The sequence below is a fragment of the Pedobacter petrophilus genome, assembly GCF_009674725.1.
GTDB lineage: Bacteria > Bacteroidota > Bacteroidia > Sphingobacteriales > Sphingobacteriaceae > Pedobacter > Pedobacter petrophilus.
Window position 1 is genome coordinate 1 of the sequence record NZ_WKKH01000071.1, and the last position, 14,835, is coordinate 14,835.

General features: G+C 36.5%; 10 protein-coding genes. 6 read left to right on the top strand and 4 right to left on the bottom strand.

Annotated features, from left to right (window positions below):
- Positions 1 to 381 precede the first annotated feature (381 nt).
- Positions 382 to 1,020, top strand: a complete 639-nt coding sequence (locus GJU39_RS21975) for a hypothetical protein (RefSeq protein WP_154283151.1) — start codon at positions 382 to 384, stop codon at positions 1,018 to 1,020.
- A gap of 5 nt (positions 1,021 to 1,025) precedes the next feature.
- On the top strand, positions 1,026 to 1,754 hold the full coding sequence (locus tag GJU39_RS21980; RefSeq protein ID WP_154283152.1) for a DUF4145 domain-containing protein: 729 nt from the start codon (positions 1,026 to 1,028) through the stop codon (positions 1,752 to 1,754).
- A gap of 302 nt (positions 1,755 to 2,056) precedes the next feature.
- On the opposite strand, the gene GJU39_RS21985 is transcribed toward GJU39_RS21980, so the two are convergent.
- Positions 2,057 to 2,395: a hypothetical protein gene (locus tag GJU39_RS21985; RefSeq protein WP_154283153.1), complete on the bottom strand. Its 339-nt coding sequence runs from the start codon at positions 2,393 to 2,395 to the stop codon at positions 2,057 to 2,059.
- Positions 2,396 to 3,234: 839 nt separating this feature from the next.
- Here GJU39_RS21985 and GJU39_RS21990 point away from each other — a divergent pair.
- On the top strand, positions 3,235 to 4,299 hold the full coding sequence (locus GJU39_RS21990; protein WP_154283154.1) for a serine hydrolase domain-containing protein: 1,065 nt from the start codon (positions 3,235 to 3,237) through the stop codon (positions 4,297 to 4,299).
- A gap of 171 nt (positions 4,300 to 4,470) precedes the next feature.
- Here GJU39_RS21990 and GJU39_RS21995 read toward each other — a convergent pair whose 3' ends face one another.
- Entirely contained in the window at positions 4,471 to 6,000 is a 1,530-nt protein-coding gene (locus tag GJU39_RS21995; protein WP_154283155.1) for a RagB/SusD family nutrient uptake outer membrane protein, read from the bottom strand.
- A gap of 10 nt (positions 6,001 to 6,010) precedes the next feature.
- The gene (locus tag GJU39_RS22000) at positions 6,011 to 9,244 is read right to left on the bottom strand and encodes a SusC/RagA family TonB-linked outer membrane protein (protein ID WP_245228058.1); all 3,234 of its coding nucleotides are present in this window, start codon (positions 9,242 to 9,244) and stop codon (positions 6,011 to 6,013) included.
- A 335-nt stretch (positions 9,245 to 9,579) separates the two neighbouring features.
- Here GJU39_RS22000 and GJU39_RS22005 point away from each other — a divergent pair, with 335 nt between their 5' ends.
- Together GJU39_RS22005 and GJU39_RS22010 are read left to right on the top strand one after the other, a co-directional pair.
- Complete coding sequence (locus GJU39_RS22005) at positions 9,580 to 10,845, top strand: YdcF family protein (RefSeq protein ID WP_209437709.1); 1,266 nt, start codon at positions 9,580 to 9,582, stop codon at positions 10,843 to 10,845.
- A 1-nt stretch (position 10,846) separates the two neighbouring features.
- A complete protein-coding gene (locus tag GJU39_RS22010; protein WP_154283157.1) occupies positions 10,847 to 11,725 on the top strand; it encodes a hypothetical protein in 879 nt (292 codons plus the stop codon).
- A gap of 80 nt (positions 11,726 to 11,805) precedes the next feature.
- On the opposite strand, the gene GJU39_RS22015 is transcribed toward GJU39_RS22010, so the two are convergent.
- Complete coding sequence (locus GJU39_RS22015) at positions 11,806 to 13,002, bottom strand: serine hydrolase domain-containing protein (protein WP_154283158.1); 1,197 nt, start codon at positions 13,000 to 13,002, stop codon at positions 11,806 to 11,808.
- A 941-nt stretch (positions 13,003 to 13,943) separates the two neighbouring features.
- Here GJU39_RS22015 and GJU39_RS22020 point away from each other — a divergent pair.
- Entirely contained in the window at positions 13,944 to 14,456 is a 513-nt protein-coding gene (locus GJU39_RS22020) for a hypothetical protein (RefSeq protein WP_154283159.1), read from the top strand.
- Positions 14,457 to 14,835: the final 379 nt, after the last annotated feature.

Consider the following 14,835-nt stretch of genomic DNA (forward strand, 5'->3'; position numbering starts at 1 on the left):
TTCAGAGCCAGAGTGAAACCTAAAGTAACTAAAAATCAAAAAGATGCAATATAAAAATCCTTAACTTAATGACATTGCGCCTGCGCTAGTGGAGGCAAAAAAACAAATGATTAAATGTATCCTAATTACAGCTAAGCAAACACTATATTCTTTTGGGCATACGGCAGTTATACAAATTTATAGGAGAACTAAGGATTTAAACATTATACAGCAACTATTAGGACATTCTAACATGATAGTAACCCTTAACTATCTAAGAGGTCTGGGGGAGGCTAATAATGAGGAACTAAGGGGTGTAATGCCAGAATTAAACTTTAATTAAGATAGATAAGTTGTTAAAAGTTTTATCTTTAACAACTTATTTATTTAACCATCTCAATCATGAATGAAAAAGAAAAGGAACTCAAAGCCTTTAATCAATGCGCAGACGCTTTGGGATCATTAGAAAACAAATCTATCTTTAAAGTATTTCAATTATTATCTGTTCATTTCGAGTTTATACCTAAAAACATTCAGCCAGAAAGAAATTTCGAGGACAAAGGAACAACAGCTTTTCTACAACCTGTTGAAACTGAGAAAGCCAATGAATATAAACACAAAGAAGCAGACAAAAATGAAAATAAAATAGAAGTTAAAAAAACAACTGCTACAAAAGCCAAACCAGTTAAAGCAAGTTCTTCAAAAAGTCCAACTTATTTGATTGATTTTGATTTAATGCCTAATGATAAGGAGTCTTTAAAAGCATTCAGCGAAAAATATAATATTAATACCAATTTTGAACGAAATTTAGTTTGTCTTTATTATTTACAAGAAATTTTAAAAACTGAAAACATAACAGTTAATCACGTTTACACATGTTATCGAAACCTTAATGCAAAAATACCGCTATTCCCACAAACGCTTTTTGATACAAAGCATAGAAAAGGATGGATAGATACTGCAAATATAAGTGACTTAAAAGTGACTAGGACTGGGTCTAATCACATCGAACATGACAAAGCTTTCCAAAAGGAAGATTAATATAGATGGAAAGTTTTAAAACCATACTAAAGGTCATCCTAGAAAAAAAAGAGAAGAAAATAGTTATTGTTAAGACTATAATATGGTATCATTTTAAGATGTATAATGAGGGCATAACCATTTCCCAAATAAATAATTATTTTAATCTGAACCACTTGACTAAATATAATCCTACCTATTTAAAAGAGGACTTAAGAAAAGCAAAAGACATTTTACGAGATGCAAAATCAGAAACTTATAAACCTAAACATCAATTATTAGAAGAATTGAATCGAAGCCATTCACTTGTCTTTGAGAAAACTGAAGACATTCAAACAGAGGAAACAATTATACCTGAATCATTAGTTGCAGGAACGAGGGGATACATTGTGATACTAGCAAATCAGATAAACGCATCCTATTATTACAACATATTTGATGGATGCGCTATTTTAATGAGGAGACTGCTTGAAATATTACTAATCCATTGTTATGAAGCCTCTGGAAAAATAGAACAAATAAAGGAAAATGACGGCTATAAAAATCTTAACACAATTATAAACCAAGTTATTTCTGATAAGCCATTCAGCCTATCTAAAGACGTTTTAGATGTTTTACATACATTCAGAGAGCTAGGTAATTTCTCAGCACACAGAATTCACTATAATGCGAAAAGAGCCGACATAAATAATATTAAACTTAAATATAGACTCACTATTGAAGAACTGCTGTATGTAACAAAATTTAAAACTTAATACTTATCTAATGAATTACCCATTGATATTTTATTTTGAATTAATAGAAAAAAGACAAATCAAAAAAAATAATATCTGATTTTTTTCATATAGATGGAATGAAATTTCAATATTTCCAACAACATGGAGAATTTGTAAGTGTACAATGGAATCAATCCGATAGAAAGTACATGATATCAATCTTTGATCCAAAGGATGAACCGAGCGAAATTGAATTAACATTAGATGATTCTCTAAATGACATTTTATCTAGTGAAAATAATAAAATAAAGGAAATAATACGAAGCGAGGTCTTCAATTCATTAAGCAAACGCCAAAGTTTGCGGTTGCTGGCATAAGTTCTTCCATGCGCGAGCGTTTTTCCCGAATAATTCATGCTGCTGTGCTGCACGTTTTTGATCATAAACCAGCTTCTTCAGCAGCGTCCCTAAAGCTTTTTGAACATTTAAACTGATTTTTTCAGTGGAATGGATCCCGGCCGAATGACCCATCAAAATTTCAAGAGTACTTAACATGCTTAACGCTTTGGCATTAAGCTCGTGCAAACCCTTTTCATGTAAACTGCCTGTGGTTTTATTATTCCCGATCAGTTTAGCCATTGCGGTTTGGATTAAACCGATTTGCGTCCACAATTTTTTCATGCTGCCAAATTTTAATTCAACTGAATCATTTTCGAAACAAAATTATTCGAAACATTTTTTTGTTTCGGGAAAAATTGTTTCCAAATCCCGAAACATTTTTTCTGGAAACTTTTTTTTGTTTCAGAAAAAATTGTTTCAAATACTGTATTGGCGAAAACAGTGGTTAAGGGCAGTGGTTATGCCACTCCACTATCAATTAAGTTTAACTTAAATTCTTTCCTAAAGCCTAAACTAAATAAGTTAACATACGGCTAACACTTGCAAATCTTAAAAATCTTTGTTTGGTCTTCTATTCGGAAACATAATTATATTTCTCTAGCGTAGTGATAAGATTTTGTAGGCAGAGATAGTATAATTCATCTGAGTGATTTTATGAAGAATGGAGCTAGTATTATATGGATAATTCTCAAATTTTGTGATTTGTTGGCTAAACCGCTGTCAATTGACCTCCTTTCGCCAAAAATAATCTATTATAACATTCTAGTTTTTAATGAACTTTTAAAAGTTCAAAAACTGTTGCAACAGGTTAGAAAAAAATTGGTTTGTCCATATATATTGGCACAAAAATCATATTAAAGCATTATTTGCTTGCTTTGATAAGTTAGACTTCTCCATTGAGTTAACTCAAATAAAATTTCAGTTTCTCCAGTTCTGATCCCATTTCGCGGAAAGCTTTAAGAGAAGCAGAAAATGTAAACGATGAAGTATTTATTCCAGTGTACATTTATTTTAGAGTCAATTTTCACAAGCTATTGCATAAGATTTACATTTTTTTTGATAGAGATTGCAACTATAGATAACGTCCGGCGTCTTATAATGAAAATTGATCGATAAATTTTATGAAATATATCTTACTTCTTCCCTGTCTTTTTATTGTTAACTATAACCTGCTCGCCCAATCTAAAACCATTACAAATTTCATCTCCAATTATGCCAGTCAGCATCAGTTCAATGGAACTGTTTTGATAAAAAAAGATGCAGCAGTTATTTATCATCAAAGTTTCGGAGTGGCAGAACGTTCGTTTAACTCACCAGTTAAAAATAACACCAAATACCAGATTTGCTCCATCACCAAAACCTTCACAGCAGTTTTGATTCTCCAACTAATGGAACGGGGAAAAATTAATCTGGATGATAAAATCAATATCTATCTACCCGCTTATAGAGGCGAAGGCGGCTCAAAAGTTTCCATCCATCAATTGTTAAATCACACATCAGGGATGAAAAACACAGATACGGCTACAGATGCAAATTTTATGAGGTATGGAATCGGCTTTTACCATAAACCCTATACGCTAGAGGAAATTGTTAGTAATTTCTGCTCAAATCCTCTGGTTAATGAACCTGGAAAAAAATTTGATTATAACAATGGTGAGTATATGATTTTAGGAAGGATTCTTGAAACAATTTATAAACAACCTTATGAACAAATTTTAGAAGAACAAATTTTAATCCCATTAGGCATGAATAATTCTGGTATAATCAATCATTATAAACTAATAGCGGATCTTGCCACACCCTATTATAAAGGAAAAGATTTTGAACTCATCCCGAATCTACCCATTTATGTAGAAGATTTTTCTGCCGCCGGTGCGATGTATTCCTGCACAACAGATTTGATTAAATTTAATGACGCACTCTTTAATTTCCGACTTATTAAGGAACAAACTTTAAATCAGCTATTAACTCCTGGCTTAGATGATTACGGATACAGCGTTTGGATAAGGGATAATAAAGGAAGCAATAATAAATACAAAAGAATGGAAAGATATGGGAGGATACAGGGTGCCAACTGTGTCTGGTTTCATTACTTAAATCATCATGTCAGTATTTTTATATTGTCCAATACCAACTTGACTGATTTAGGTGATTTTGCCCTTAAAATTGGAAAAGTGGTTTTTTGATATCTGGAATCAATAAAACCTATAGATGTATTGATAAAAAGGCTGGAGCAGAACAACACTAAAAAACTATTTTTAATAATAGCCAAGATGCCTAACAACATGCATCTTGGCTGTTATTATTGAAACGTGTGTATTCCCGTTTTAAAAAAATGAAACCGTTTCTTATTCCGATTAATACCCTGGGTTTTGATACATTTTGGCCGGATCAAGTTTCACCTCATCAAAAGGAATCGGGAAATAACGGTCTTTAGCACTAACATTAGATAATTTTGCAATGCCATAAGAAGCCTGCGGTTTTGCTTTTAAATAAGTTACCAGTTCTGCTGTTGTAAAAGTTCTGATTAAATCAAACCACCTTTGATGTTCAAAAGCAAATTCTACCCGTCGCTCATGTAAGATAGCCAGTTTCATTGTTGGAAAATTTGCTGCATAAACAGCATCCGTTTTAGCAACAGCATAAAGTGGTCTTCCGGCTCTTGCCCTAACCATATCCAAATATTGCGCAGCTACAGCATCATTTCCCTGGAGGTTTGCCACTTCTGCAAGCATTAAAATTACATCCGCATAGCGCATTAAAATCCAATCGTTACCACCATAACCGGCATTGGTTGCCAATTGGCTCGCATCGCGGAATTTGGTGATAAACCAGTCTTTTACAATCGGATCATTGGCAAATTTAACAGAGAAATCTTTTCTTAAATCGCTTGTTTCGTATTCACTAACCAGATCAAGTTTTACGTTGCCGCCAATACCAGTAGAAGGTTTAAGCGAGTTGATGGTTTCGCCTTTAGCCTGGTTGTTTGCAGCAATGCTCGAGCTAAAACTAATATCGCCCTGTTTGTTAGAAATTTGAAAAATCAGTTCTTTACACATTGCTTTTTTAGCTACGTCAAAAACATCTGTATATGGAATTTCAGATAGATTTCCGAAGGCTTTCATATTGTAAGCTGCCGTCAGATAAGTATTCGCGTTGCTTAGGTTTTCAGTCTTATTTGCTGAAAGTGTAGCCGCCATTGTTAAATAAACCTTGCCCAAATATGCATTTATTGCCGCTTTCGAAGTTCTACCTATGTTCGCTCCTGTTTGGAAGTTAGGTAATGTACTGTTAAGGGCATCTTTTAAATCGCTTACAATCTGGTTATATACATCCGCTTCAGGCACACGAAAAGTATTCTCTTTTACTTCATCGGCTGTGCTAAGCTGTTTGGTTACCACTGGTACCGGTCCCCATTTCCTAACCAGCTCGAAATACATAATCGCCCTGATAAACTTGGCCTCTGCTTTATAATTCTCTTTGGTTGCAGCGTTAGTAAAAGATACTTTATCAATGTTTGTCAATACAACATTGGTTCTACCAATGGCCTCATAAAGTGCTAACCAATGACTCTTTAAATAAGAATTACTTGGCAGGAGCGAAAAATCATTAAACTGAAATGGCTCGCCGGCATTACTCTGGTTATCATTTCTACCCGCATCATCCGAGCGCTCATCGGTAAACAAACCACTGTTTTCGCCCAGGGTGTTGCTGCTTCTTAGCGATTGGTAAACACCATTAACCGCCAGCAATACATCATTTTCAGTTTTAAAATAATTTTCTACCGCAATGGCATTGGGGTTATTTTGATTTAGAAAATCTTTTTTACAGGCACCCAAACTTAAAATTGTACTTAGGGCCAATACTTTATAAATATGTTTTTTCATTTCTTTAGTTCTAAAAAGTCAATTTGATACCTAGGTTATAGGTTCTTGCCAATGGGTAGTTTCCATAATCTACACCAGGTGCAAGATTATTGCCCACACTATAATCTACTTCAGGGTTATAACCTTTATAATCGGTAATGGTAAAGGCATTATCTACACTCGCATAAACGCGGATGTTACTCACTTTAAGCGTATTGGCCAGTTGTTTTGGAAAACTGTAACCTAAAGTAATATTGGTACACCTGAGGTAAGAGCCATCCTGAATATAGAAAGATGATAAACGTGTGCTGTTACTTTGCGTACCCGCACGCGATGCACGGTAATTTAAACCACTGCCCGGATTGGCTTCATTTCTATAACGATCGGCAACCTCTACATATTGGTTTCCAGAACCTTCAAAGTTATACAGGTAATAATCCTGTCCATCCAACACCTGGTTCCCGTACGATCCGTTAAATGATGCCCTTAAATCAAAGGTTTTGTAAGAGGTATTTAAGGCGAAACCATAGGTGAACTTTGCGTATGGCGTGCCGATTACGGTTTTATCCGCATCGTTTACAATGCCATTCCCATCGGTATCCTGAAAATATAAATCGCCGATTTTTGCCGGGTTGGTAGAAGAAGCTGATGGCGCTACTTTGCCTACATTATCGGCTGTAATCCGACCTAAAACCTTAAATCCATAAAACATACCAATTGGCTGGCCCTCTTGTGTAACATGTGTAATGTACGAACGCTCTGCACCGGCTGTAAATATGGTACTATTACCACCCAGGTCTAAAACCTTATTTCGGTTTGCCGCGATATTTCCACTTAAGCCGAAAGTAAAGTTTTCATTTTGGATAATTTTGCCATCAATCTGCAAATCGAAACCCTTATTACGCACCTTACTATCAGTAAGATTGGTTAAAATTGATGAGCTTCCGGCAACCGCCGAAAGTGGCTGGTTAAACAATAAATTGAAAGAATAACTTAAGTAATAATTTGCCATGACCGATACGCGGTTTTTGAACAAACTGATATCAGTACCAAAGTTGAACTGAGAGGTTGATTCCCATCCTAACCTTCTATCCTGAATACTACTTGGCCAAATGGCGGTTGAAATCGCATTGCCAAAAACCGCGCCACCTGGTGCGTTTAACTCTTGCTGGGTTCGGTAATCCGGGATATTGTTGTTGCCACTTAAGCCCCAGCTGGCCCTTAGTTTAACTCTCGATTGTTCGCCCAAAAAATTATTGTAAAAACTTTCGTCAGATAAATTCCAGCCCGCAGCTATTGAAGGGAAGTTACCATACTTGTTTAACGGACCAAACCTTGAAGAACCATCACGACGGAAGGAACCTGTTAAAAAGTATTTACCCGCATAATTATAGCTGAAACGGCCAAAGTAAGAAAGTAAAGTGGTAACCGTCTTACCTGTTCTGTTACGATCTAGGGTAAAAAAACCTGCATCTGCTCCTTTATCCGTAATTTCACCGATGTAATCATTTTGGAATCCGCTTGCTGCTACCCTGATCATATCACTTGATGTTTTCTGAGCAGAATATCCACCTAAAACATCTATGCTATGTTTACCAAAGGTTTTATTGTAATTTAAAGTAAACTCTGCCAGTTGATCTACCTGACTAAGCGTTTGTGCAATTGCATTTGCAGCCCTAATCGATTCAGGAGAGTAAGGTGCGGTATTGCCACTACTTAAGCTAGTAGGCAAATAATATTCGTACTTCTCGTTGTATGTTTGTGTTCCTAAGTTAGCCTTAAAATTAAGTCCCTCTAAAATTTTGTAAGTAGCATTGGCATTATAATTACTCCTATTGCTCTTTCTGGTAATTTTTAACTGCTCAACTGTAGCCAAAGGATTTTCAGGGTTCTGGATTCCGAACTGAGAAGACAATGCGCCCATCCCGAACTGAATAGGATTCCCGTTGGCATCCCTTGCAGGCAGGTAAGGCAAATAAATTAATGCCGACATCATTGGGCTTAAGTTATAACGTCCTTCCTGCACCTCTCTGTTGTCGTTCTTTGTATAAGCAATGTTTGCGCCTACATGTAAACGCTCGCTCACCTTACCATCAATATTTCCTCTAAAGTTGGTCACCTTTTGGTTGGTGTTGGTTACAATACCATCATTATTTTGGTAACCGCCGCTTAAAAAGTATTTTACATCTTTGGTACCGCCAGAAAAGGAAAGGTTATGACGTTGAAAAGCCGCATTGCGGTAAAGTTCGTCCTGCCAATCAGTATTATAGGTAGCAGGGATAGCCTGTTGCATACTGAAATTATAAAGATCGGCTGGAATGCTTACACTGCTCCCATTACCTACATTTGCGATACGGGTCGTATTGTTATCACTGAACATGGCATCATTCCAGGTTTTACCTCCGTTTACCCACAAATCTTTATAAGCATTGTTCCGTCCATCAATAAGCAACTGAATAAACTGATTCGCATCCAACAATTTAACTTTCTTTGCAAGTTGAGAAACGCCACCCTGAACATCGTACTCAAAGCGTCCTTTTCCATCTGCACCTCTTTTGGTGGTAATTAACACTACCCCACCAGATGCTCTTGAACCATAAATGGCTGCAGAAGCCGCATCTTTCAAAATGTCGATGGTTTCGATATCCTCTGGATTGATGGATACGTTGTTCCCTGCCGGATAACCATCAATTACGTATAAGGGATCAGAACTTGCATTAATGGAACCAATACCACGAACCCTTATTTTTGTACCCGCGTATGGCGCTCCACTGGTTTGAGAAACCTGCACACCGGCAACCTTACCAACTAAGGCCTGCCCTATTGTTGGTGAGGTTAAATTAAGTTCTGCTGCCTTAACACTACTGATGGCACCGGTTACATCAGATTTTCTGATTTTTTGATACCCGATTGCAACCACTTCATCAAGCGTATTGCTGCTTGCCTTTAGCGTGATGTTTAAAGTTCTGGAAGCATCTACCAATACCGCTTGCGAGTCGTATCCTATAAAAGAAAAAACTAAAGTTGCCGGTTCATCCAGTGCGATTGAATATTTACCATTACCATCTGTAACAGTTGTTTTTTTAGTCTTTTTATCATAAATGCTCACGCCTGGAAGCGGTTGCTGCTGATCATCGGTAACCACACCGCTAATGGTAAAAACTACTTTTTTTCTTAAAGCAGATACGTTGCTGTTATAGCGGTTTGCGGCCAAAACCGGCAAATTGCAAATGGCCATTAATCCTACCGGCAAAAGCAATTTCATGCAAGTATTTTTAATACCCGCACTGGAAAAAAATGATGTCATCTTTTAATTGTTAGTAATGTTTTTGAATAATTTCTGGTTTAATGTTTTAAAGGCATGTAAAATTTGATTCACATAGGCTTGCACTTTATTTAAAAAAATTTCCGGAGACATTTAGATAGCGCCAAAAGTATAAGTGTACTTTTAACACGATGTACATCCTATGTTAACTTTATAAGAAGGTTTTCGAGCCAGAATCCCGGAACACTTGCTTTTAATCCCTTTTGGCTGAAAAGAATTAATGCTGCTTTGATGTTAGCTTAACAGCACTTGTTTAGCTTGCAAAAATTCATTTTATGAGAATACCAGTATCCATCCTCTTGCTGTGGCTGATGCTTTTTCAGGCGAAAGCACAGCAAAACAAAGCGGATCAGGCTTACCAGTTAATGATTGGAAAAAACCAGTTATACCATCCATACATACAGTATAAAAGTTATTATTTGCTTACGCTGATGCAGGAACTTCCTGAATTAAGAAAAGCGATAACAGGTGATGCCGCTTTTCAAAAACTATTAAAAGACAAAACCGCTAATGCTGCAAATGCACTAAAAACAGGTGGATCAGACATTGCCTGCTATGCCAATGCAATTAAATTTAGCAATGCAGAAATTTTAATGATTAATGAAAGACTTGCGGCGTTGTATAAAAAAGATAATGTTTTTGCAAAAGCAGTAAATAACCATTTGTTACCATCGGGTTGCTATGGTTTATTTCGAGATTTACCAGAACAGGAAGTTTTAGTCAAGGCCTGGGAGCAGGATGCAAAGGCAATTAATTATACCATTGGGGTATATGTTGAAGGTAAAAAACCAAATTACCCTAAAATAGATTCCATTGCCTTTAATGCAAAGGATAAAGAATTCCCGGAGCTTGTTGCTTCAAACCTATTATTGAATATTGCTGCCGATAAGCAACTCTTTTTTGAACCTTCTATGAATTTCGCTTTAGGAGCACTCGAATTAAACGGCAGAACGGAAGCGGCAGATTATGAGCCCCTGGTTACCGGCGCTAATCAAACTGCCCTAGCACAAATTAAAAAAACCAATTTCAGTAATTATAAATACAGCGTAATCCTGGTTCCGGGTGCAGGTCCGGAAGATAAAGAAACTGAACTGAGTGCCGGAGGTATGATTCGCTGCAGAATTGCAGCCATTCAATACCGCAAAAATATGGCACCTTTTGTGGTGGTTTCCGGTGGAAGGGTACATCCTTATAAAACAAAATACAGCGAGGCTGATGAGATGAAGAAATTTATGGTTCATACACTTCACATTCCCGAAAATGCCATTATTATCGAACCACATGCCAGGCATACCACCACAAATCTGCGCAACTGCGCCCGCCTCATATTTCGATATGGTATGCCCATGGATAAGCCTGCTTTGGTAAGCACTGCAAAATCGACCATCCCTTACATCGCTGGCATACTTGCAGAGCGCTGCAAGAAAGAGCTTGGTTATTATCCTTATCAAATCGGCAAAACGCTTAGCGATACCGAAGTAGAATTTTTCCCGAATAGCCTCTCCTTACAAATTGATTTCGACGAACCTTTAGATCCTTAAAATGAAATTTTTTAGTGCAGCAGTTATAGTGGGCTTAGTGATGAGCACCCTCACCTATAAACCACTTTCGGTAAGCATTTACAAATCTTTAACGCTCGATTCTCTTGGTGCTTGCCAGGGAATATCTTTTCAAAACGGAAAGTATTTTTTATATGGTGACCGTGAAGTTGGTGTGATGAGGGCATATACTTTAAAAGGTGATTCTTTAAGGTATGACCACAACGAATATCGTTTTACCATTAAAGGCGAAAATATCATTAAGCACCCAACAGGAATTGCCTTTAAAAAAGGGATGCCCACTTTTATTGGCAACTCCGTACGCCAAAATGCAGCAGGCACCAGCTGGAAAGCCGTAATCTACGCTATTGATTGGTCTGGATTTTTAAAGACCAAAACCCTTGATGGTCATTTATTAAAAACCATAGCAGATGATGCGTGTATTCAAGGTGCCAGACCAGAATATGTGAAGCATAAAGGAAAATGGTTTATGGCTACAGCCGATTATGGAAATAAAGCAAACGAAGTGCGTTTATATGATGCGGCAAAATTAGCCAAAGCAGATAAAACAAGCGAGAAGGGATTGCTTTATAAAAAATTTAACTGTTCGCCCTGGGTTCAAAACCTGCACTTCATAGAAAATAAAGGCATTCTGGTCCTTATCCAAAATCAGGTAGAAGGGCGCAAGTGGCGACTTACTTTTCTTGATTTAGATAAATCAATTACAAATGGAAAAGGGGAAGTGATCAAGGTGATTGATACCGACAAAGCAGATGAACTTGAAGGATTTACCTTAACTGATAACCCGCGCAAAGGCATTGCAGTAAGTTCTTCGAGAAAAAATAATGTTAGTTTGGTGAATATTAACTGGAGCAGCAATTAATGATATAGGTTTCGAAGCCTTAATTCTAAGTGAATTCCGAATTAAACAGATCGTTCGAAATATGTGGCATCAGATAACTTTTATTGTCCCATAACAAATTGAGTCAGCAACTTAACAACCTGCGTTTTATCGGCCAAATATTTATTACATAAGAATATACCTCCTAATCCTGTTTTAGGATTAAAAAGCAGAAAACTACTAACGCCCGGATCATCTCCATCGTGCCCAATCGTACCATTGTTGTAAAGATTCCAAAATATTCCTTTATTGCGGTTTGCCAGACTGATGCCTTTAGGTGGATTTTCAATTGAAAACTGAGGCGTAAACATGATTTGATAAGATGATTGATTTAATAATTTTTGGTCTCCATTATAACCATTAATCATTGCCATTAAATATTTAGCAAGATCGGCCGTGTTTGTTCTCAATCCTCCATCAGGATAGGTAATAAAATGATAATAAGGCAGAACAGCATGTTGGTTATAGTATGGCCTTGCATATTCCGCTAACTTATGGGGATTTAAAAACCAATCCGAATTTTTCATCTGCAATGGTTTCAAAATGTATTTTGAGGTAAATTCGGCATAAGTCATACCTGATTTCACCTCAATTAAATACGCAGCGAGTGCCGACGCGATATTGCTATAGCTTGAAGAAGCGCCAGGTGCATGGTTACCAAAGTTTTTAATATTATAATATTTACCCCCTGCAGAAAGATACTCACGCATAAAATCCTTCAGTGTGCTATCTTCTATTTTTTGTTCAAAGCCAAGATGCTGAATGGCTTCATAAGCAGCAGTATCATACCTGGCCATATTAGTTTCGAAATGATACGTATTAAAAAAAACCGCCTCGTTATCAATAATTCCTGAAGTATGGTTGCTTAATTGCCGGATGGTAATTTTTCCTGTAGGATAATTAAGGTTAACAACTTTAAAAGGCAGTATAGTATTAATATCAGTTTCCAGGTTAAAATAGCCTAATTCAATAGCTTTCATCAAAGCTACAGCCGTTATTGTTTTACTAACTGAACCAATATTCTGGATACTTTTCGAGGTGTATTTTACGCCTTTTTCAACATCTGCATAACCAAAATGATGCTCATAAATAACTTTCTTTGCATCAACCAATACAACAGACATACCCGGGAGACTATCCGTTTCGAATACCTGTTTTAATGCGTTGGTTAAACTGTCTATGTGTGATTGGCAAAAAACAGGCTGAATATTTGAAAAGATTGTTAAACCCACTATCATCAATAATTTCCATTTCCCCATATGTTATATATTTTAATCACTTCAGCTATTAGACTGACACTAAGATTGTAAATTATTAGAAGCTTTTAGGTTATTTTAATAATATTAGTATTGGATTATAAAAGAAGACATTGATCTGGGTTTACTACTATTTGAAAACATTGCACATCACTATTATACATGCTAATCAGAAATTAGCTTATTTAAGCATCTTCTTCGGATCCAGCGCCTCAACTCATTTTTTTACTTTTTTTATACCACTGCCTCGCAGTGTTTATAAAAGTTAGACATATTGCTCGCCACTAAAACTTTTTGATCATTTAAACTGATTTTTTAGTGGCCAGGATCTCGGCCGAATTGTTCATCAAAAGTTCAATAGTGCTTAACATACTTAACTCTTTAGCATTAAGCTCGCGCAAACCCTTTTCATGTAAACTACCTGTAATTTCCAATCAGTTTTGCCATTTCTGTTTGTGTTAAACCGATTTGCGTTCTCATTTTTTTCATTCTGCGAAATTTAAATTCAAGTTACATCATTTTCGAAACAAAATTATTCGAAACATTTTTTTGTTTCTGGAAAAATTGTTTCCAAATCCCGAAACATTTTTTCCCGAAACTTTTTTTTGTTTCAAAATAATTGTTTCAAATTCTGTATTGGCGCAAACAGCGTATTCTTTATCAATAAATTTGGGCAAGCATTAAAAGAAACAAATTCAATTAAAAACAGCGTTTCAAATAACATTAACCTTCCATTCTTCAAAAATATTTTGTCGATTAGATTTTTGTATCTAAATTGCTGATGCAAAACTGTTAATAACATATTTTTCACCTTTAATTCAGAGCCATATCAAGTAAATTTTCATTCACAATATTCCTGACCGAGTGGTAGTCCCACATTACCTAAGTCTCTGAAAAGAGTTATTGGCAGTTTGCAGCGGTCAGGATATTTTTATTTGTAGGTTATGCAAACTGCCCAAATTAAAAACCCAAACGTACAGCTCCCAAATCAGGTTGTAGCTGTAAATGAATTCAGGAAACTTATTGAAACTTATTTCGAAATGAATAGTTTACCTGATGTGAATCGAATCCTTACCGAACTGCTGAGCGCAGCTACCGGGCCAGATCCCCGTTCGGGCAAACACAAGCCCATTACTATTGCCAATACCCTTTACCATGTAAATAATATCATCAACCTGCTTAACGCCACAAGACCTTTGGCAAACGAAAAATCTTTTAAGCACGATACTAAAAACCTGGCTTATAAATTACAGGCCGTTGGCCATTTTGATATTCCGCAGCTAGCTGAATTATTGTACTATGGGTTAAATGCCTACATTTTTCAGGAAGATGGTTTTGAAGGTACAACCCTAAACTTTTCTGCTGAAATCACCAACTCTTATAAAATGATTAATGATTGGCTAACAGATTGTAATACCTGGCATACCGCTTTTAAGCAAAGAATTGAAATAAATTGATAGGTAACAGCATGATTTGTGGCAATCGCTCCTTCCATCCTTTTTTTAAGGAGGGGGTGGCTGATTCATCAACTTTTTCTTTAACCTCCGTCCTTGCGAGCAGGCTCCTTCAGCCAGCGAAGCAATCTATTTTGCAAGAGAGATTGCTTCGTGCCTCGCAATGACGACCGTTCTACACAGCCCCTATCCGACTGGCAGCGCCTTTTCCCAGCTGGGAGATGATGGAAAGAGATAGATCCTGAAACAAGTTCAGGAGGACGCACGACGAAAGGCACCCCGCTATCACCACCCTGCCACAGGCCCAATGTCATTAAGTTAAGTGTTTAAATATCTGATTACCAACTATTTGACTTGTTTTTATGGGTTTATTTTCTTATAT